Below are 19422 nucleotides of genomic sequence, written 5' to 3' on the forward strand. Positions count from 1 at the left end.
TTATGTAAATACCGATACCATAACTGTCCATGTAAACTGTGTCCAGTGTGATGGCGAAAGGCTTGCAGTCACGGGGGTCTTTCAACAGTATCAGCGACCGTGTCCACTCCGTTCGCTACGACGCCCTGGCAGGCTGCGCGCATCGAAATGCCCGGCGGTCGCCGGTCGTGGACGGTATTGGATGATGACGGCGATGTCGTCGAGTGCCTTCGTCACTGGATCGTCCATCTCGAACAGACCCATGCGTCACCAAACACGATCCGCGCTTATGTTCGCCACGTTGTGGACTTCGCTAGCTTCCTCGGCGCAAACGGCGCCGGCATCCATGAAGCCACGGTTGCGCTGTATGACAGCTTCCTTGCCTGGCGGCTTGCCCGCCGAAAGGATGCGCTGCCAAGTCCTCGGCTGATCCTGCTACGCAAGCAGGAAACGCGGATTCTGGCACCATCGACGCGCAACCAGATCCAGCTCGCGGTCAAATCGTTCTACCGCTTTTACAACGGCACTGACGACTTCGCGGTCGATACGACCGAGGTCACAAAGGCCTATGACGGCCATCGGATCTACAAGCCGTTCCTTGAGCATATCAGCCAGCGACGGACGACACGGCGCAAAGACCGTTATCTCTCGGGCGATCCCGGCCGGGTCCAGCAGCAGGTGCTCAAGAAGCGGCTGACGCCGAGCGAGGTTCTGCGGCTGATCGAGGCCTGCGGGCTCGCGCGCGACGCCTTCCTGGTCGTGCTGCTCTACAACACCGGCCTTAGGATCGGTGAAGCGCTGGGCCTGCGCCATGTCGATATCGATCTCGCCGAAAAGGTCATCTGGGTCGTTCCGCGCGAAGACAATGCCAATGAGGCCCGTGCGAAATCGGGCCGGACGCGCGGTGTGCCGGTGCACGACTACGTGCTCAACATGTACGTCGATTACATCACCAGCGACGAATATCTGCCAGCCTTCGAGTCCGGCGCCGAGTACGTCTTCACCAATGTCAAAGCCGGCGTCATCGGGCACGCCATGAGCCTGTCCTACGCGCAGAAGCTCGCGGGCCTGCTGGAGCAGCGCACCCATATCGCCTTCAGCTGGCACATGTTCCGCCACAGCCATGCATCCGAGGCGATCGCGGCGGGATACAGCCTGCTCGAAGTGGCCGACCGGCTCGGGCATGCCAGCCCGCAAACGACAGCGGCGTTCTATCAGCACCTGTTCGCCTCGGAAATCCGCAGGCTTTACCTCACAGGACCCGACGAGGTGCATGAAAGGCTTGAGAAACTTCGCGAGGCTGAGCTGCTCGGAAAGGATCTGCGATGGGCCTGACGCCGCTGGCGCTCGTCGGCGGCACGCCGCACGATACCGATCGCTACAACAACTGGCTTGAGGGGCGCCTCGCGGAGATATCCCCCCTCCTCGTCGCCAATCCCATTTGGTCGGACGCCATGATGGGTGAGGTGTTCGGCCATCCCTGGCTGAGCCAGACATACGCAAGCTTGCCGCTTCAGGCTGCGGTTCCGGTACTCACCAACGAGATCAAGGCTTACCTGGCGGTATCCGTTCTCGACGATCGCAAGGCGGACGCCCACTGGTTCCAGCGCCGGATCCCGGTGATCCGCTATCTGGTAGAGGAAGGCGCGGACCTGCTTGGTCACTTTGAGGCGGGCTGCCTTGCCGACATCCCTCACCCCGGCTTCGCGCCATCAGATGACGAGGGTGCGCGCAAACGGAACCACCACAACGATGCAGTGCTGGAGTGCTACGCCGCCTGGTATGGCGCGAATTATGGACGGCGCAGGCAAAGCCAGACCCGCCAGTGGATCCGGGGCGGCAAGATCGTCACCAGCGAGTTCCGCTCACCGGAAGTGCAGCTGTTCGGTGATATCCATCGCTTCGCGATCATCAACCGGGCGCAGATGGCACCGATGCATGACCGCGACATCATCCTGCTCAACGATCTCTACAGCGAGGAGGACACACGCTTCCGCGATCGGCAACGGCGAAGCGACACCTATATCAACTTCCTGAACTTCGAGCCGTGGCTGCGCCCGCTGATGCGCGGCTTCCTGCTCGACAAGGTCGCACATGGGGAATTTGCGCCAAGAACGGTGATCGCGATGCGATCTCGGTTACGGCTGTTTGCGCAGTTCCTCCACGAAGAATCCGTCGCTGGTCCTGCGAAGATCAACGAACTAACGATGGAGCGCTATCTTGCATGGGGAAACGCGCGCAATGCCGCCGGCAAGAACTGGTACACCGACATCGTCCAACTGATGCGGGCAGCACCGGTGCTACTGCCGGGGGAATGGCCGCGGATCGCGCTCGACAAGCGCGCGGCGCGGCGCATCCGTTACAAGCAGGCACCGGATGACCCGCGCAACCGGCTCTACGCTTCGCGAGAGGGCGCCAACCGGGCGGCGCCTCCTGAGGCCTTGGCCGCGATGATGGCCAGGCTCGATGAACTGCCTGCCCCTATCCCGGTAATCTTCATGATCGGGATCACCACCGGTGCGCGAGCCGAAGACCTGCATGCCTTGCTCTTCGACTGCCTGCGGCCCGATCCGCACGACAAGCGGTTCATGCTGTTCACGTTCTGGCAGAACAAGGTCAGCCGCTGGAACACCAAGCCCTTGCTGGCGACCGATCCCGCGCACCGGGCCATGATCGAGTTGATCGAAGCCCAGCAGGATCGCGTCCGGCAGCGTTACGGGCGCGCCACGAAATACCTGTTCCCCGTCTTTTACGGCAAGCGGGAATCGTTCCTCGGCTACAACTGGACCTTGCAGGAGCTCAGGATGCTGTGCCTCAGGCACGGGATCGTCGATGGCGAAGGCAAGCCGTTCGACTTCTCATGGCATCCGTTGCGCCACCATCGAGGGACACAAATGGCGGCCGAAGGCCACGACATCCTGAGCATCATGTTCGAGCTCGGCCATGCCTCGCCGGATATGGCGTCGATGTACGTCAACAAGCGTCTCGATCTCAAGAAGAACGCCTTGCTGCGAAAGGGTGGCGGCCAGTTCTTCACAATCGCGGGCAAGGTCGACGAAGCGGTCGGCGATCTCCTGCTGCGCAAGGAAACCATGCTGGCCACGCGGGTCTGCGGCGGCGCCTGCACGCTGCCAGGGCAACTCGGCGAATGGTGCGAGCACGCCCACGCCTGCCTGACCTGCCGGTTCTTCCGCGCCGATGGCGGCGACGTGGAGCACTTCCGCTGTGAACGGGCCGGACTTTACGCCGCGATCGAAGGGCTCGAGCAGGAAGCGCAGAACTACGAGGAAGGCGGACAGACCCGCATGGCCGACATCACGCGCAAGCGCCTGCAACGCAATAAGGATGCGGTCCACAACACCGACACCATCATCCGCTCCATCGAGGAGCACGGCCTCTACAAGGGTGAAAAGCAGCGCTACAGGCCGGCCACTGCTCGAGAGGAAGCGACGTCATGACCATGGGACCGGATCTGCGGATCGCAACACTCAACGATGCCCGCAGCCGTCGTAGCGCAGAGAAGCGCGCTGCAGTCGAGGATGCGATCATGCGGCTGCGCGACACCAGGCAGGCTGTGACGTTCGTCTCGGTGGCACGTGAAGCAAAGGTCAGCCGCCAGTACCTCTACAACAACTTCGCCGACGAGATCGGCGAGGAACGCGTCGAAACCCGCGCGGAAACCGAGGTGATAGACGGCAAGAAGGTCCCGCTGCGAACGCCCGAGGAATATCGGCACATCGAAGCGGCACTCCGCAACAAGATCGAGCGCCTTGAGACCGAGCTCCGGGATGCCCGTGCCGAAAGGGCTAAGGCGGACCGAACGGCCGAGCGTGAGCGCGGTAAGGCGGAACACTGGCGTCAGCTCTACACGGCTGTCCTAGCTCGCGTATCACCGGGACAGTCGCCCGAGCCGCTGCCCTCCTCTGAAGACTGAACCGTCACGCTGCGATCGGGTTACGATCAAGCGAGTAGGAAGTGAGCCGCCTACGGCGTCTTGCACTTCCAACTCCCTTGATCGTCCAAATTATGAGCGAAACACAATGGACAGGTTTATCGCCTGCAAACCATTGAAACTAGGACACAAGACACGAATTGGTGTTGATATATGTAAACTAAGCACGGAGAGGAGCGCGTCGTCACCATCCCAGCACGGAGAATACCAGAGCCACGACGATAAACAGAAAGGCCCATAAAGCGGCCATTCTCAAGCCGTCAGACAATCCGATCTCACGGCCCTTTAAGTTGGCGACGGCCAAGACAAGCGCCATGGAAATGCCAATGATGCGCACTGTGTCGTAGCTGTCCATGCGGCACCGCCTTAGAGATTTACTTCGAGCCCGTCGTACGCAGGTTCGACATGGTCCGGAGTTTCGGCGCACAATGTCCGGTAATCCATCGACTTGTCGAGATGCGTCAGGATGCCGTGTCCTGCTCTTGTGGCTTCGATCAGTTCGAGCGCCATGCCCAGATGCGAATGCGTCGGATGCGGCTGCCGCCTGAGGCAATCGACGACCAGAACGTCGACCTTGCAGAACAGGTCGATCATTTCATTCGTAATTTCGCTGAAGTCTGTGGCATAACCAATTGTTTTTCCGCCCTGATCAAAGCGAAACGCGGTGGACTGCGCCGGACCGTGCGGCATCTGGCAATGACCGATGCCAATGCCGCACAACATCCTGACACGGTCGAGATTGTCCAGCTCTACAATGGTATGATAACCGTGCTGCCCGGCGAAGACATACCCGAAGCGTTGGCGCAGTCGGCGGACGGTCTCGCTTGCCGCATAGCCCGGAATGGGTCCTGCTCGACCATAGCGGAGCGGCCTGAGGTCATCGATCCCATGGCAGTGGTCGGCGTGGTCGTGAGTCCACAGTACCCCATCAACGCGATCGATGCCGCAACTGAGAAACTGCTGCCGCAGGTCCGTCGGGGTGTCGACCAGCAGGCGACTGCCGTCAAAGCCTTCGATCATGATGGCAACCCGGGTGCGCCGGTTTCTCGGCTCGTTCGGATCGCAATCGCCCCAATCGTTGCCGATGCGCGGCACGCCCGTCGACGTGCCGGAGCCGAGGATCGTCAGCTTCACAGGCTGGCCTTGCTGAACAGCTTGAAGAAATTGGCACCCGTGCGATCTGCAAGGGCTTCCTGCGAGGTGCCACGCAGGCCAGCGACGAAAGCACAGGTGTCGGACACGAACGCCGGCTCGCAGGTCTTGCCCCGATGCGGCACCGGCGCCAAGAACGGCGCGTCGGTTTCGACCAGGATTCGATCTTCAGGTATTTCGGCGGCAATCGCCTGCAAGTCCTTGGCATTCTTGAACGTCACGATGCCAGATAGTGAGATCGACAGGCCGAGTTCCAGCATCTTGGCAGCAAACGGCGCGGATGCGGTAAAGCAGTGGATCAGTGCGGGGAAGGCCCCCTTCCCCATTTCCTCCTCGATGATCCGCGTCGTGTCGTCTTCCGCATCGCGCGTATGGACGATGAGTGGCAGGCCGGTTTCGCGGGCCACGCGGATGTGGACCCGGAACAGGTCCTGCTGCACCTGCCGGTCCGAATGGTCGTAATAGTAATCCAGCCCGGTCTCGCCAATGCCGATGACCCGCGGATGCGCGGCGGCTTCCAGCAGCGCACCCTCGCCCAGATCGGCATGGCCATCAGCCTCGTGCGGATGGATGCCGATGCTCGCCCAGACATCGCTTTCGCGCTCAGCCGTGGCGACGATATCGGCCCACTCGCGCTGGCGGGTCGAGATGTTGAGAAAGCCGCGTACGCCGGTTTCGCGCGCACGCCCGAGAACCTGGGCCTGATCTTCGACCAGACCCTTGTAGTTGAGATGGCAATGCGAATCGATCAGCATCATGCCGAGGCAGGCTCCTCGGGCATTTCGAGGCGCGGGAACGCCGGCACCGGCTGCGCGAGCTTTTCACCGGTAGCCACGCGCGCCAGATACCAGTCGGCATCGGTCAGGGCTGCAAAGGTGCGAGCGTCGCCGGGTACGCCGAGCTGGTCGAGGACCTTGGCAGCAGCGGCGGGCACCACCGGCGCAATCGCGATTGTCAGATCCCTGATGGCCATGAACAGGGTAAGCAGCACCGCCTTCATTCGTTCCGGATCGGTCTTGCGCAGGGCCCAGGGGGCCTGCTCGTCAACGTAGGCATTGCATGCGAAGACAGCGCGCATCCACGCATCGATACCTGCAGAGAAGTTCAGTGCCTCGAACTCGCGCGGCAGTTCGTCCCGGCAGGCTGTGAACACGGTGGCGAGCAGCGCATCGTCGGCCTCGGAGCTTGCAAACTTCTCAAGTGTCCCGTCCATGTTCTTGAAAATCATGGACAGTGTTCGCTGGACAAGATTGCCGTAGCTGTTTGCCAACTCTGCATTGCAGCGCGTGACAATCGCTTCCGGGGAGTACGACCCGTCCTGCCCGAAGGCGACTTCACGCATGAGGAAATAACGCAGCGGATCGACGCCAAAACGCTCCGCCAGTTCCAGCGGATCGGTGACGTTGCCGAGCGACTTGGATTCCTTCTGCCCGCGATTGAGCAGGAAGCCATGGCCGAAGACCTGCTTGGGCAGGGCGATATTCGCGCTCATGAGGAACGCCGGCCAGTAAACCGTGTGAAAGCGGACGATGTCCTTGCCGATCAGGTGGAGGTTCGCGGGCCAATACCTTGCAAAGTCGCCGGATTCATCGGGAAACCCGAGCCCGGTGACGTAGTTCGTCAGCGCATCGACCCACACGTACATGACGTGGCCGTCGCTGCCCGGCACCTTCACGCCCCAGTCGAAGCTGGTGCGCGAGACCGAGAGATCGCGCAGACCACCTTCGACGAAGCGCATCACCTCGTTGCGGCGGCTGTCGGGCTGGATGAATTGCGGGTTCTCGTTGTAAAGCTTCAGGAGAGGCTCGGCGTACTTCGAGAGGCGGAAGAACCAGGATTCCTCGACGGTCCACTCTACCGGTGTTCCCTGCGGCGAGAGCTTATCGCCCCCTTCCCCGGCCACCAGTTCACTTTCATCATAGAACGCTTCGTCGCGGACCGAGTACCAGCCTTCGTAGCGATCAAGGTAGAGATCGCCGCTGGCTTCCATGCGCCGCCAGAGTTCCTGGGTCGAGGCGTGATGGCGTTCTTCTGTTGTCCGGATAAAGACGTCGTACGAAACGTTAAGCTCATCGCACATCTTTATGAAATACGAGGACATTTCGTCTGAAAGTTCGCGCGGCGTTATGCCCAGCTCGCGCGCCTTCTGCGCCATCTTCAGGCCGTGTTCGTCCGTGCCCGTCTGGAAGCGCACGTCGCGCCCCATGGCCCGCTGGAACCGCGCGATCACGTCAGCCGCAATCGCTTCGTAGGCATGGCCGATGTGCGGCTTCCCGTTGGGGTAGGAAATGGCGGTGGTGATGTAGAAGGGTTCGCCCATTGGGCCAGTCGCTTTCTGAAAGGGAATCCGGTGGCTTATCGCGCCCCTTCCCTAGTCGGCGCGGCCGATGCCAGCAAGGAGCCGATTTCCATGGTCAGCATCGATGGATCAAAGTTGTAGATCGGCGCTTCGCCCGCAAGCCTGACAAGGCGGGCATGGACTTCGACAAGCCGCACCTTGGCAGCATCGTCGACACGATCGAGCGCGCCGACCACGGTCATCCGCGCAGCTTCTATGGCGGCGGCGATCCTTTCACGGTCCGGTCGCGCGCCGAGCGCCCCGGCCAAGGCGCCGCGTAGCGAGAGGTCAGGATCGCCATGTTCGACGATCCGGGCGAACAGCGCCTGCGCCTTGCCCAGGTCCTGCGCCGCGAAGGCCAGGGCCGCGCCGGGCGATCCTCCCGCGACCGCCAATGCGCCCTTGCGGGTCTCGGCATCGAGTTCTGGTGCTGCATGATCCAGGGCGCGCGAAACGTCGCTCGCCGAAAGTGGATGGAACCGCACCACGGTGCAGCGTGACCGGACTGTCGGCAGCAAGCGGCCGAGAGCGTGGACGACGAGCAGGAAGAAGGTGCCGACGGGCGGTTCTTCAAGGCTCTTGAGCAATGCGTTCACCGCGCTCTTCTCAAGCAGGTCAGCCGAATCGATGATCACCGCACGCCGCCGCCCCAGTGTTGGGCGGGTCGTGAGGCGCCGCTGCAGCGCGCGGACCTGATCGACAGAGATGCTGCGCTTCAACTGATAGGGCTTGCCCTCGTCGCGCTTCTTGGCCTCGTCGTCATTGGCGGGGAGCGGGAAGAGCGTCAGAATGTCGGGATGCGCCTCGACCGGCGGTTGCGGCACTACGGGTTCGGCAACAAGCTCTGCGGCAGCCGCACGAGCGAAGCTGGCCTTGCCGAGGCCCTCGCGCCCGGCGAGAATCCAGCCATGGTGCATGCGTTCGCCGGCAATGGCCGCGCGCCAGATGCGCCAGGCTTCGTCATGGCCAATCATGCGCTCGCTCATGTGAGAAAGCCTGCGATACGGGCCATGATCCTCGAATGCACGTCAGCGGGCGATCCCTCGGCATCGATCACAGCAAAGCGGTCCGGGTCTTGCGCGGCAAAGGCGCGGAAAGCCTCGGCCACACGGGCATGATAGGGTGCACCGCGGCTCTCGATGCGATCACCCGCGCCACCATCACGCATGGCGAGACGCTGGGCCGACACTTCCGGGCGTACGGTGAGCAGGACCGTAAGGTCCGGCAAGAGGCCCTCGCTGCCGATGCGGTGCAGGTCAAGAACGTCAGTGTCGGAAAGCCCGCCGCCACCGCCCTGATAGGCACGGCTGCTGTCGACGAAGCGGTCACAGATCACCCATGCCCCGCGCGCGATGGCAGGCCGGATGAGCTTCTCGACGTGATCGGCACGGGCCGCGGCGAAGAGCAGGGCCTCGGCGCGGGCGCCCCATCCCTCCCCCTCGGTGGTGAGCAGCATGGTGCGGATCGCCTCGGCGCCCGCAGTCCCACCCGGTTCGCGCGTCGTCACGACTTCCAGCCCGCGGGCACGCAAGGCTTCAGCAAGCATCCGCCCCTGCGTCGACTTGCCAACGCCCTCGCCGCCTTCAAGCGCAATGAAGCGGCCCGGTGCAGCGCTCACAGGCCGACCAGCCCCATTGCACCATTGCGCAGGCGGGCCAACACGCCGCCGCGTGCCACATCCTCACCGGCGGCGAGCGGCAGGACATGAACCGGCTCTCCGGGCACGCGAACGAGGAGGCTCGCCACGGTTTCACCCTTGCGGATGGGCGCCTTCAACGGACCCTTGTAGCGCACCGACAGCCTGTACTTGCTCGCCGCGCCCTTGGGCATGGTCACGCTCAGGTCGTGAGGCGCAACAAGCGATACCTGGCGCGCTTCGCCACCCTGCACCGCCGCCGAGCCAAGGGCAGAGCCTTTGCGATAGATAGGTTTGGCCTCCCAGGCGGCAAAGCCCCATTCGATGAACGCGCGTGACTGGTTGGTGCGGTCAATCGGCCGGTCATAGCCGCCAAGCACCATGACAAGCCGCCGCCCGTTGCGCTGGGCCGAGCCGACGAAGCCGTAGCCCGCCTCGTTGGTAAAGCCCGTCTTCACGCCGTCCGCACCTTCGGTGTGGCCGTAGAGCGGGTTGTGGTTGGGCTGGGTGATGCCGTTCCAGGTCATCTGCGAATGGCCATAGAAGCGACGGTACAGGTCCGGGAAGCGAGTCATCAGCGCGCCGCTCAGCGTCGCCAGGTCCGCAGCGGTAACGTAGGTCTGGCCCTCGTCCATCCAGCCATTTGGCGTGTTGAAGTGGCTGTCGCGCATGCCGAGCTCGTCGGCCGCCTGATTCATCAGCGCAGTGAAGGCGGGCACGGAGCCGGTTGCCCCCTCGGCCAGCACGACGCAGGCATCATTGGCCGAAACCGTGACGATGCCCTCGATCAGCTCCGCCACCGTGGGCTGCGCTTCGGCGGGCAGGAACATCGTGCTGCCGACATTGCGCCACTTGCGGAAGGTTTCGGGCCGGATCGGGATGCGCTGGTCGAGCAGCAGCTTGCCCTTCGAAATCAGGTCGAACGCGACGTAGCTGGTCATGATCTTGGTGATCGAGGCTGGGACGAAACGCCGATGCGGATCGCGCGAGAAAAGCACGCGCCCTGAGCCGACATCAAGCATCAACGCAATCGGCGCGTCGATCCGGGGCATCGAACCGAGCGGATCCGCTCCACGGAACTCTGGCGCCGCGGCTTGCACCGGCAGGGCTGCCAGCGTGGCAGCCATCGCAATTGTCACGACCTTCAAACGCAAGTGCAATCCCCGGACAACGCCGGTCGCTTCGCGACTGTCAGGTCACGGCGCGACAACGACCCTTGCGTCGGCATAGCCGCCCGCGCGAACCTTCGCCAGCGCTGCATCGGCTTGTCCACGATCCTTGTGCGGTCCGACACGCACGCGCCACAGCTTGCCGACCTGCGACACCGAACCGCCGGTCGCCTTGGCGGCGGCATCGGCACGAGCCTGCGTGGAGTATGCGCCTACCTGGATAAGAAAGCCTTTTGCCGAGGCAGAAGTGGGTAAAGGCTTCGGGGTAGCGGGCTTCGGAGTAGCAGGCGGGGGCGCTTCCTTGGCCGCAACCGGCGCATCCAGCCTGGCGGGCGCAGGCTTGGCAGGGGCAGGTTGGGCGGCAACCTTCGGTTCGGGCTTCGCGGGCGCGGCGGGTTTCGGCAAGGTCGGCTCGGCGACGGTGTCGGCCGGCAAGGCAGCAGGCGCGATGCCGAGCTTCCGCTTCAGCGCAGCCAGCAAGCCCGGCGGCGTATCCATCCGTGCGGGAGCCTGATGGCCTGTCCTGAGCAACGCCCGCTCGGCCTCGGGCGGGTTCACACGGCGAACGCGCACAGGCAGGCGCGCACCTGGCGCAGCACCGAGTTGCGTCCATGCGCCCGCCGACAGCGCCACCAGACCATTGCCGGTCATGGGGCCGCGCTCGGTCAGTCGGACGAGGATGGTCTTGCCGGTGTCGAGCGAAGTGACTTCGACATAGCTCGGCAACGGCAGGGTTCTGTGGGCACCGGAAACGCCCGCCCCGGCGACAGCCTCGGCATAGCCGACCGAATCGTAATTCAGCGTGTCGGCGGGCGTATAGGTGACCCCGTCGACGACGAACGGCGCCCCCAGCACCATCGGATAATCGCCCGCTGGACCTGGGCCACCAGCCTCGGAAACTGCTGAAACGCGGGCATTCGCACCGCCACAAGCAGCAAGCAGCAGCGTGGCAACGAGTGCAATTCGGCTAACGGGAGATCTCATCTGCAAGAAGTCCTACGGACAGAGCGTAAAAGTTCGAGCAGTTGTAATCGAGGATAACCCTATAATTTCCGGTTAGCAGATAGGCGGTCCGCCCTCTGCCATCGGGTTCGAGCAGGCTGGCCATGACATTGTCGCCGGGCCAGCTGCCGCTCCGCGGCACTATGCCCAGAGCGCGCCATTCGGCCATGGTCTTCCACCCGGTATGCCGGTCGAACACGCGCGGGCACCGTGGGCTTTTCAGCGTGGTGCCAAGGCTGTTGCGATCCAGCCCATCCGGCACGCTGACGGCAATGCCCCAAGGCTGCCCCGAACGCCAACCGGCATCGCGAAAGTAATTTGCGATCGAGGCGAGCGTATCGGTGCGGCTGCTCCAGATGTTGGCAAAACCATCGCCATCGCCGTCTTGCGCCACGCGCAGATAGACCGAGGGCAAGAATTGCGGATTGCCGAAAGCCCCTGCCCAGCTGCCGACCAGCTTCGACCGCGGCACGCCCCGATCGACCATCTTCATCGCCGCAACAAATTCGTCGGCAAACAGCTCCCGTCGCCGTCCTTCGTAGGCGAGCGTTGCCAGCGCTCGTGGCAGATCGAAATTGCCGGTATAGCCCCCGTAATCGGTTTCATGGCCCCAGATTGCCATCAAGACCGGCCCAGGCACGCCATAGCGCTGCTCGATCGCGCCAATCTGGCCGCTCACCGCCGCATATTGCCGACGCCCCCGCAGAATGCGCGACGAATCGACATGCTGGCGACGGTACGGCTCGAAAGCCGGGATGGTGCCGGACGATGATCCCGGCTGCGCACGGTCGAGCTGGATAACACGCTGGTTGAGAGTGAGGCCCGAAGTCATTGCCGCAATTGTCGATTCGCGGACGCCTTCAGCCCGTCCACGCGCGGCAAGAAGTTGCAGATACCCTTGAAAGCCTGCCTCTTCCTCATCGGCCTGCCCAGCGGCAGGGCCGGCGGCGAGCAGGGCCATGGCAGCCACTCCAAACGCCCGGATCGCCTTCGCATTCTTCAGAAACATCATCAAACCGATGTCGCACGGAACATCATGGTTGGGAATCCCCTTTGCGACCGACGCCAAACCCGCTAACGGCGAGCCGAGCCAGCATCGCCAGAAGGCGAAGCCGGCAGTGCGGACAGGTGGCCGAGTGGTTTAAGGCAGCGGTCTTGAAAACCGCCGTGGGTGGAAGCTCACCGTGGGTTCGAATCCCACCCTGTCCGCCAAATTTTTAGCTTTCCTCTGACTCCGGGATTTCCAGCGCCTTGACGCTCATGTCGTCGCGGTCGACTGCATGACCCGGCTTGACCGTCTTGCAGCGCCATTCTGCTTCCCAAGGCAGCGGATTCACGGGTTCTTCGATCTCGAATTCCATTGAACTCTCTCCTCACCTTGGAAAGCGACGAGAAAGGCGAGCGTTCCTTCCCAACAAGAATTGTTTCAATTTGGACCTTGTCTTTCAGCAACACGTGCGGGACGCCTCTGAAATAACAGGGGAATGGAGCAACACATGAAGTTCGTCATAAGCGCCGCTGGAATCCTTTTGATTTCGGCCACCACTGGTTTTGCGCAAGAAGCCACATCCCAAACTGCAACAGTCGCCGCAACGCCTACTGCCCAATCCGCAGTTGTTCAGACCTCCGCCCGATTGCTGCCGGCGAGCACTTTGGTTCCGGTAACTCCCGACACCGAGATCACTTCGAAAAAGGTCGAGGTCGGTGACAAGTTCAACTTTTCAGTGGTCAACGATGTGCTGGAAAACGGAACGGTCGCTATTCCTCGTGGGTCCAAGGTCGAAGGAACTATCACGTGGAAGACCGGGAAGGCCGTCGGGGGCAAGTCCGGGAAATTCGAAGTGACATTCAACAAGATCAACGTCCGCGGCACCGACTATGCCATGCGCGGAGTGCATCGCCAGGAAGGCAAGGGGAACACTGTAGCGGCTGTTTTCGCGACGTGGCTCGTGAGCGGACGGTCAGCCGTAATGCAGCCGGGTCAGTTTGTGAACGCGTTCACCGTGGACAGTATCCCTTACTGATTTCACAAGTTAGACAAAGAAGGGCGCGGACGGATGACCGTCCGCGCCCTTTTTGATGCCAGATGCCCATCCTCAGATGTGGATCGCGCGCCCGTAAGCCGCCAAGACGCTTTCGTGCATCGATTCGCTGATCGTCGGGTGCGGGAACACCGTGTGCATCAGTTCGGCTTCGGTCGTCTCAAGCGTCTTGCCGACGACATAGCCCTGGATCATTTCGGTCACTTCGGCGCCGATCATGTGCGCGCCGAGAAGTTCGCCGGTCTTGGCGTCGAACACTGTCTTCACGAAGCCTTCGGGCTCGCCCAGAGCGATAGCCTTGCCGTTGCCGATGAACGGGAACGTGCCGACCTTCAACGCGTAGCCCGCTTCCTTGGCCTTGGCCTCGGTCAGGCCGACGCTGGCGATCTGCGGATGACAGTAGGTGCAGCCCGGAATGTTGGCGCGGTCCATCGGGTGCGGGTGAACGTCCTTGTTGCCGAGCTCGGCGGCAATGGCTTCGGCGGCGATCACGCCTTCATGGCTTGCCTTGTGCGCCAGCCACGGCCCCGGCGTCACGTCGCCGATGGCCCAGAGACCCTTGACGTTGGTGCGTCCATAGCCGTCGATGGCGATGATCCCGCGCTCGGCCTTCACGCCCAATGCTTCGAGGCCGATGTTTTCGGTGTTCGGCACGATGCCGACCGCAACAATGACGTGGCTGTAGTCGGCCTCGGCAACCTTGCCGTCCTTGCCCTTGATCTTCGCCTTCACGCCCGAGGCCGAGACGGCAAGGCTCTCGACGCCCGCGCCGGTCATGATCTTCATGCCCTGCTTGGTCAGCGCCTTTTCGAGGAATGCAGACACGTCGGCATCTTCAACCGGCACGACGCGATCCATCATCTCGACGACAGTAACTTCAGCGCCCATGTCGTTGTAGAAGCTGGCAAATTCGATACCGATCGCGCCAGAGCCGATGACCAGCAGCTTGGTCGGCATCTGCTTCGGCGTCATCGCGTGGCGATAAGTCCACACGCGCTCGCCATCAGCCTTGGCGAAGGGCAGATCGCGAGCACGGGCGCCGGTTGCGACGATCACGTGCTTGGCGGAGATCGTCTCGGTGCCCCCTTTGCCATCGACGCCGCCGGTCACTTCGACCGAAGTCGCTGACTTGAGCACGCCGTTGCCCATGTGCACGGTGATCTTGTTCTTCTTCATCAGGTGCGTGACGCCCTGATTGAGCTGCTTGGCCACACCGCGCGAGCGCTTCACCACCGCGTCGAGGTCGGCGCGGATGTTGTCCGCGGCGAGGCCATAGGCGGCCGCATGCTTCATGTGGTTGAGCACTTCGGCCGAGCGCAGCAGCGCCTTGGTTGGGATGCAGCCCCAGTTGAGGCAGATGCCGCCGAGGTTCTCGCGCTCGACAATGGCGGTCTTCAGGCCGAGCTGCGCGCAGCGGATCGCCGCGACATACCCGCCGGGACCCGATCCGAGGACGATGACGTCGTATTGGTCAGCCACGCAAATGCTCCTGTCAGTCTGTCTGCGGCAAGGGCCGCGGTTTGCGTTCGTCGTCGATGGCGACGAAGAAGAATCGTGCTTGCGTTACCTTCTGGCGATCCTCGCCGGTGCGGGCGCGGCGCCAGGTTTCCACATCGATGGTCATCGAAGTGCGTCCCGCCTTGGCAAGAGAGGCATAGACCGAAACCTCGTCACCCACATGGACCGGGTGATGGAAGGTCATGCCCTCCACGGCGATCGTCGCGGCGCGGCCCTTGGCCCTTCTTGCCGCGACAATGCCTGCCGCCATGTCCATCTGCGCCATGAGCCATCCGCCAAAGATATCGCCGGCGGGGTTCGCATCAGCTGGCATCGCCGTGATGCGGATGGCCGGTTCGCCCTGTGGTAGCGGATCGGCCATCATTGCACCCCTGCGACTTGTTTCAGGCGATCAGGCTCAGGCCACCAGACCCAGCGGGTTCTCGATCAGGTTCTTGAACGCCTGCATCAGTTCGGCACCATCGGCGCCATCGATGGCGCGGTGGTCGAAACTGCCGGTTGCCGACATGACCGTGGCAATGCCCAGGGCGCCATCGATCACGTAAGGGCGCTGCTCGCCCGCGCCCACGGCCATGATCATCGCCTGCGGCGGGTTGATCACCGCGTCGAAGCTCTTGATCCCGAACATGCCGAGGTTGGAAAGCGAAGCCGTGCCGCCCTGGTATTCGTGCGGCTGCAGCTTGCCCTCGCGCGCCTTGCCGGCGAGCGTCTTCATTTCCGTGGCGATGGCCGAGATCGACTTGCTGCCGGCATCGACGATGATCGGCGTGATCAGGCCAGAAGGCGCCGCGACGGCGACCGAGATATCGGCGCGGCTGTAGGTGCGCAGTTCGTCGCCCGCGAAGCTGACGTTGCACTTGGGAACCTGCACCAGCGCCTTGGCCAGCGCCTTGATGATGAGGTCGTTCACCGAAAGCTTCACGCCCTGCGCCTCGAGCGCCTTGTTGAGCTGACCGCGCAGCTTGAGCAGGGCATCGAGCTGGATGTCGACGGTAAGGTAGATGTGCGGGATCGTCTGCTTCGCCTCGGTCAGGCGGCGAGCGATCGTCTTGCGTACGTTGTTGAGCTTGGTCGCCTCATAGGGGATGCCAAAGTCGGGCACGGCTGCAGGTGCCGGAGCCGCAGCAGGTGCCGCTGCCGGAGCAGAGGCTGGTGCAGTGGCCGCAGGCGCGGCGGTGGCAGGCTTGGCACCTTCGACGTCGGCACGGACGATGCGGCCGTTGGGGCCTGATCCGGCGATCCCCGCAAGGTCGATGCCCTTGTCGGCGGCAATACGCTTGGCCAGAGGGCTGGCGATCACGCGGTCGCCCTTGGGAGCGGGCACTGCCGTAGGAGCGGGGGTCGGAGCCGGCGTCGGCGATGCTGCAGGGGCAGGCGTTGGCGCGGCTTCCGCCTTCGGAGCAGGAGCGGCCTTGGCGGCAGGCGCAGGTGCGCTGACATCTTCGTCCTCGCCTGCGATCATCGCGATCACGGTGCCAACCTTCACGCCCTCGGCACCCTCGGCAACGTCGATCGAAACGATTGTGCCCTCATCGACAGCCTCGAACTCCATCGTGGCCTTGTCGGTTTCGATCTCGGCCATGATGTCGCCCGAGGAAACCTTGTCGCCGACCTTGACCAGCCATTTGGAAAGCGTCCCTTCTTCCATGGTGGGGGAAAGGGCGGGCATCTTGATGGCGATGGGCATGGGCGTGTTTTTCCGTGTCCTGATGGCAAGCCGCAGGGAGTCCGTAGCGGAAACCTCCCCTGCACCTTTTGTCACGCCCATTTCACCAGCATGGCGCGTCGGGTCAAGTGGCTTGCCGCTTGCGCCGCATACGAATTTGCCGATACGTGTGCATCGAGAGGACAGTTCGCCATGTCGCAGCGCATATATCTGGTCATCATGGATGAGACTGACGAAGCCAAGGGAGCGCTGCGCTTTGCGGCAAGGCGCGCGGTCCGCACCGATGGCACGGTCCACATTCTTGCCCTGGTGCCGCAACAGCAGTTCGTGGCATTCGGCGGGGTACAGGCCACGATCGAGGAGGAAGCGCGCGATCGGGCGGAAGTCCTCGCCATGACTGCCGCCGGAAGCCTGGCCAGCGAGTCAGGCCTTTCTCCGCAGATCTCGGTGCGTATGGGTGACGGCCCGAAAGTCGTGCGCGAATATCTGGGCGAGCACCCCGAAGTCTCCGCGCTGGTGCTGGGCGCGGCCGGAGGCGGCAATCCCGGGCCGCTGGTCAGCCACTTCGCCGGCATTGCCGGGCAGCTCCCCTGCCCGCTGATGATCGTCCCCGGCGCGATCTCCGACGAGGAAATCGACCGTTTCAGTTGATCACTTGCGCTTGCCCTGGTGCCGGATGTTCGATGGGCGACCCCGCTTGCCCGCGGTATAGTTTCCCTGCCGCCTGGGCTTGTGTTCCATCTTGCCGCCACGCCGCTCGATGCGTTGGACGCCTTCGGCAACGTCAACCGGCTCGAACTTGAGCGCCCCTGTAAGGGGGTTGGCCTCGGCAAGCCGCAGCTTGAGAATCTGCCCCATGGCAAACTCCTCGCCGCTCAGTTCACCGATCAGGCGCTGCGCCTTCTCGTCATAGTTGAAACGCTCCGCCCCGAGGGTCGATACCGGCACCAACCCATCGCCACCGAGACCGATAATGGTGGCGAACAGACCGAACTTCTGGACGCCGGTGATTCGCGTGTCGAACACTTCGCCGACCTTGCCCGAGAGCCACGCCGCGACGTAACGGTCGATGGTGTCGCGCTCAGCCTCCATCGCGCGGCGCTCGGCATTGCTGATGGCTTCGGAAACCCGCGCGAGGTCGCCCCGGTCACGGTCCGATAGACCGGACGTCGGCGGCAGATCGGCCTTGGGCCGTGGCTGCTCCAGACCATAGGCGTCGACCAGCGCGCGGTGGACCAGCAAGTCCGAATACCGTCGGATCGGCGAGGTGAAGTGCGCGTAGGACCCCAGGCTCAAGCCAAAGTGCCCGGCATTGCGCGGACCGTAGTAGGCCTGCGTCTGGCTGCGTAGCACGGCCTCCATGATCAGCGCCTTTTCCGCCTCGTCGGCGATGTCCTTGAGCATGCGGTTGAAGAGCGAGGGCGTGATCACCTGCCCCAGCGAAAGCTTGCGATCGAATGTCGCCAGATAGTCCTTGAGCGCCACCAGCTTCTCGCGGCTCGGCGGTTCGTGAATGCGATAGACGACCGGAGCGACCTTTGCCTCCAGCGCCTTGGCCGCAGCAACGTTCGCCGCGATCATGAAGTCCTCGACCACCCGGTGCGCATCGAGCCGTTCGCGAATCGCGATCTCGGCGATCTTGCCCTGCTCGTCGAGCACCACGCGCCGCTCGGGCAGTTCGAGGTTCAGCGGATCGCGTGCATTGCGCGCCTTCTCCAGCAGCCGCCACGCGTCCCACAAGTTGGCGAGGTGCGCCTCGGCTTCCCCTGAATCGATGCGCCGCTGCGCTTCTTCATAGGCGATCACTTCGGCGATCCGCACGATCGCGCGGGTAAAGCGCCAATCCTTGATCCGCCCCTCGCTGTCGACCGAGAGGTGGCAAGCCATCGCGGCACGGTCTGCGCCCGATTTCAGCGAACAGACGTCTGCCGACAGCACTTCGGGCAGCATCGGCACGACGCGATCAGGAAAGTAGACCGAGTTGCCGCGCTTGCGGGCTTCACGGTCGGTCTGGCCACCGGGACGAACGTAGAAGCTGACATCGGCAATCGCGACAAGGGCGTTGAAGCCGCCCTGTCCGTCCGGCTCGGCCCAGATGGCGTCGTCATGATCGCGCGCATCGGCCGGGTCGATCGCCACGATCGGCAGATGCCGCAGGTCTTCGCGCTTGTCTTCGCTGAGCGGCAGCTTCGTCGCCTCCTCGGCCTCACGGAGCGCGGCTTCGGGGAACACGAACGGAATACCATGCTTGTGGATCGCGATCAGGCTGAACGCGCGCGGCGCCAGCGGATCGCCCAGCACGGCAACCACCTTCATGCCTGAACGCGGTGAGCGCCCCGCAGGCTCGGCCAGCACGAGTTGCCCCGCCTCTGCGCCACCAAGGTCCGAGATCGGCACGGCATTGCGCACGCGCTTGTCGACCGGCGCGAGCCAGCCCTTGCCGGTGCCGTCAAGTTCGACGACGCCCATCAACTGCTCTTCGCCGCCCTGAATCTTCTTCATCGGATGGGCGAGCCAGCCCTTCCCTGCTTCCTCAGTGCGCGCCAGAATGCGATCACCGACGCGCAGCGCAGGGCCGCGGTCCCTGGCCTTGCCCCGCGGTTCCACGACCCGCAGCCGCGGCGGCGGGCTTGCGACCTCCGGCTGCCAGCTGTCGGGGATGGCGACAGGTTCGCCCTCATCGATTTCGACAATGCGCAACACCGTTACGCGCGGCACGCCACCCATGGCGTGGAAGGCGCTGCGGTTGCCATCGATCAGGCCTTCTTCGGCCATGTCCTTGAGCAGCGTCTTGAGCGCGATCTTCTCGGTGCCCTTCAGGCCGAAAGCCTTGGCGATCTCGCGCTTGCCCGCAGGCTCGTCCGATTGTGCAATGAAGTCCAGCACCTGCTGGCGCGTCGGGAGCCCTTGCGGAAACTTGTTCTTGGCCATTGGCGGCATGTGGTCGTTATGCCCGCCGATGGCAAGA

The 19422-nt window shown here is 63.3% G+C and carries 19 protein-coding genes and 1 tRNA gene; 6 read left to right on the forward strand and 14 right to left on the reverse strand.

The annotated features are described in order from the left end of the window. The first annotated feature begins 99 nt into the window (after window positions 1-99). From IM701_RS07070 to IM701_RS07080, 3 genes are read left to right on the forward strand one after another with little or no spacing between them, the layout of a single operon-like run. Window positions 100-1314 carry a tyrosine-type recombinase/integrase gene (locus IM701_RS07070; RefSeq protein WP_010890944.1) on the forward strand — a complete coding sequence of 405 codons (1215 nt, stop codon included), beginning with the start codon at window positions 100-102 and terminating at the stop codon, window positions 1312-1314. After that, window positions 1305-3437: a tyrosine-type recombinase/integrase gene (locus IM701_RS07075; RefSeq protein WP_010890943.1), complete on the forward strand. Its 2133-nt coding sequence runs from the start codon at window positions 1305-1307 to the stop codon at window positions 3435-3437. The genes IM701_RS07070 and IM701_RS07075 overlap by 10 nt, the downstream gene beginning before the upstream one ends. Continuing rightward, on the forward strand, window positions 3434-3913 hold the full coding sequence (locus IM701_RS07080; RefSeq protein ID WP_011445585.1) for a hypothetical protein: 480 nt from the start codon (window positions 3434-3436) through the stop codon (window positions 3911-3913). Before IM701_RS07075 ends, IM701_RS07080 begins: the two co-directional genes overlap by 4 nt. Before the next feature lie 202 nt (window positions 3914-4115). Here the strand turns inward: IM701_RS07080 and IM701_RS07085 are convergent, their stop codons facing one another. The 9 genes from IM701_RS07085 to IM701_RS07125 are packed head-to-tail and all read right to left on the reverse strand — an operon-like array spanning window position 4116 to window position 12240. Continuing rightward, a complete protein-coding gene (locus IM701_RS07085; RefSeq protein WP_156452231.1) occupies window positions 4116-4286 on the reverse strand; it encodes a hypothetical protein in 171 nt (56 codons plus the stop codon). Between the two features lie 11 nt (window positions 4287-4297). Continuing rightward, window positions 4298-5065 carry an MBL fold metallo-hydrolase gene (locus tag IM701_RS07090; protein WP_193828199.1) on the reverse strand — a complete coding sequence of 256 codons (768 nt, stop codon included), beginning with the start codon at window positions 5063-5065 and terminating at the stop codon, window positions 4298-4300. After that, a complete protein-coding gene (locus IM701_RS07095; protein ID WP_193828373.1) occupies window positions 5062-5838 on the reverse strand; it encodes a TatD family hydrolase in 777 nt (258 codons plus the stop codon). Before IM701_RS07095 ends, IM701_RS07090 begins: the two co-directional genes overlap by 4 nt. Beyond that, window positions 5838-7403, reverse strand: a complete 1566-nt coding sequence (metG, locus tag IM701_RS07100; RefSeq protein WP_193828200.1) for a methionine--tRNA ligase — start codon at window positions 7401-7403, stop codon at window positions 5838-5840. The genes IM701_RS07095 and metG overlap by 1 nt, the downstream gene beginning before the upstream one ends. Window positions 7404-7438: 35 nt before the next feature. Further along, window positions 7439-8407, reverse strand: coding sequence for a DNA polymerase III subunit delta' (locus IM701_RS07105; protein ID WP_230487833.1), 969 nt, complete (start codon window positions 8405-8407; stop codon window positions 7439-7441). Next, complete coding sequence (gene tmk / locus IM701_RS07110) at window positions 8404-9039, reverse strand: dTMP kinase (protein WP_193828201.1); 636 nt, start codon at window positions 9037-9039, stop codon at window positions 8404-8406. Before tmk ends, IM701_RS07105 begins: the two co-directional genes overlap by 4 nt. Next, a complete protein-coding gene (locus tag IM701_RS07115; RefSeq protein ID WP_193828202.1) occupies window positions 9036-10211 on the reverse strand; it encodes a D-alanyl-D-alanine carboxypeptidase family protein in 1176 nt (391 codons plus the stop codon). The genes tmk and IM701_RS07115 overlap by 4 nt, the downstream gene beginning before the upstream one ends. A 42-nt stretch (window positions 10212-10253) precedes the next feature. Next, window positions 10254-11210 carry an SPOR domain-containing protein gene (locus IM701_RS07120; protein WP_193828203.1) on the reverse strand — a complete coding sequence of 319 codons (957 nt, stop codon included), beginning with the start codon at window positions 11208-11210 and terminating at the stop codon, window positions 10254-10256. Beyond that, entirely contained in the window at window positions 11194-12240 is a 1047-nt protein-coding gene (locus tag IM701_RS07125; RefSeq protein WP_370584355.1) for a lytic transglycosylase domain-containing protein, read from the reverse strand. The genes IM701_RS07120 and IM701_RS07125 overlap by 17 nt, the downstream gene beginning before the upstream one ends. Before the next feature lie 110 nt (window positions 12241-12350). On the opposite strand from IM701_RS07125, the gene IM701_RS07130 reads away from it, so the two are divergent. After that, a tRNA-Ser gene (locus tag IM701_RS07130) sits at window positions 12351-12440 on the forward strand. 5 nt (window positions 12441-12445) lie between these two features. Here IM701_RS07130 and IM701_RS07135 read toward each other — a convergent pair. After that, entirely contained in the window at window positions 12446-12589 is a 144-nt protein-coding gene (locus tag IM701_RS07135; RefSeq protein WP_156452230.1) for a hypothetical protein, read from the reverse strand. A 135-nt stretch (window positions 12590-12724) separates the two neighbouring features. On the opposite strand from IM701_RS07135, the gene IM701_RS07140 reads away from it, so the two are divergent. Further along, on the forward strand, window positions 12725-13252 hold the full coding sequence (locus IM701_RS07140) for a hypothetical protein (protein WP_052242076.1): 528 nt from the start codon (window positions 12725-12727) through the stop codon (window positions 13250-13252). A gap of 72 nt (window positions 13253-13324) precedes the next feature. On the opposite strand, the gene lpdA is transcribed toward IM701_RS07140, so the two are convergent. From lpdA to IM701_RS07155, 3 genes are read right to left on the reverse strand one after another with little or no spacing between them, the layout of a single operon-like run. Beyond that, window positions 13325-14749 (reverse strand): dihydrolipoyl dehydrogenase, encoded by a 1425-nt coding sequence (gene lpdA, locus IM701_RS07145; protein WP_193828204.1) that lies wholly within the window; start codon window positions 14747-14749, stop codon window positions 13325-13327. A 13-nt stretch (window positions 14750-14762) separates the two neighbouring features. Further along, entirely contained in the window at window positions 14763-15149 is a 387-nt protein-coding gene (locus IM701_RS07150) for an acyl-CoA thioesterase (protein ID WP_039332329.1), read from the reverse strand. Between the two features lie 36 nt (window positions 15150-15185). Further along, window positions 15186-16475, reverse strand: a complete 1290-nt coding sequence (locus IM701_RS07155; protein WP_193828205.1) for a pyruvate dehydrogenase complex dihydrolipoamide acetyltransferase — start codon at window positions 16473-16475, stop codon at window positions 15186-15188. A gap of 171 nt (window positions 16476-16646) precedes the next feature. Here IM701_RS07155 and IM701_RS07160 point away from each other — a divergent pair, with 171 nt between their 5' ends. Beyond that, window positions 16647-17105: a universal stress protein gene (locus IM701_RS07160; protein WP_039332326.1), complete on the forward strand. Its 459-nt coding sequence runs from the start codon at window positions 16647-16649 to the stop codon at window positions 17103-17105. Here IM701_RS07160 and IM701_RS07165 read toward each other — a convergent pair whose 3' ends face one another. Then, the gene (locus IM701_RS07165) at window positions 17106-19385 is read right to left on the reverse strand and encodes a ribonuclease R family protein (protein ID WP_193828206.1); all 2280 of its coding nucleotides are present in this window, start codon (window positions 19383-19385) and stop codon (window positions 17106-17108) included. Window positions 19386-19422 lie beyond the last annotated feature (37 nt).

Origin of the sequence: Novosphingobium sp. ES2-1 (assembly GCF_015169775.1) — a bacterium.
Classification (GTDB): Bacteria; Pseudomonadota; Alphaproteobacteria; order Sphingomonadales; family Sphingomonadaceae; genus Novosphingobium; species Novosphingobium subterraneum.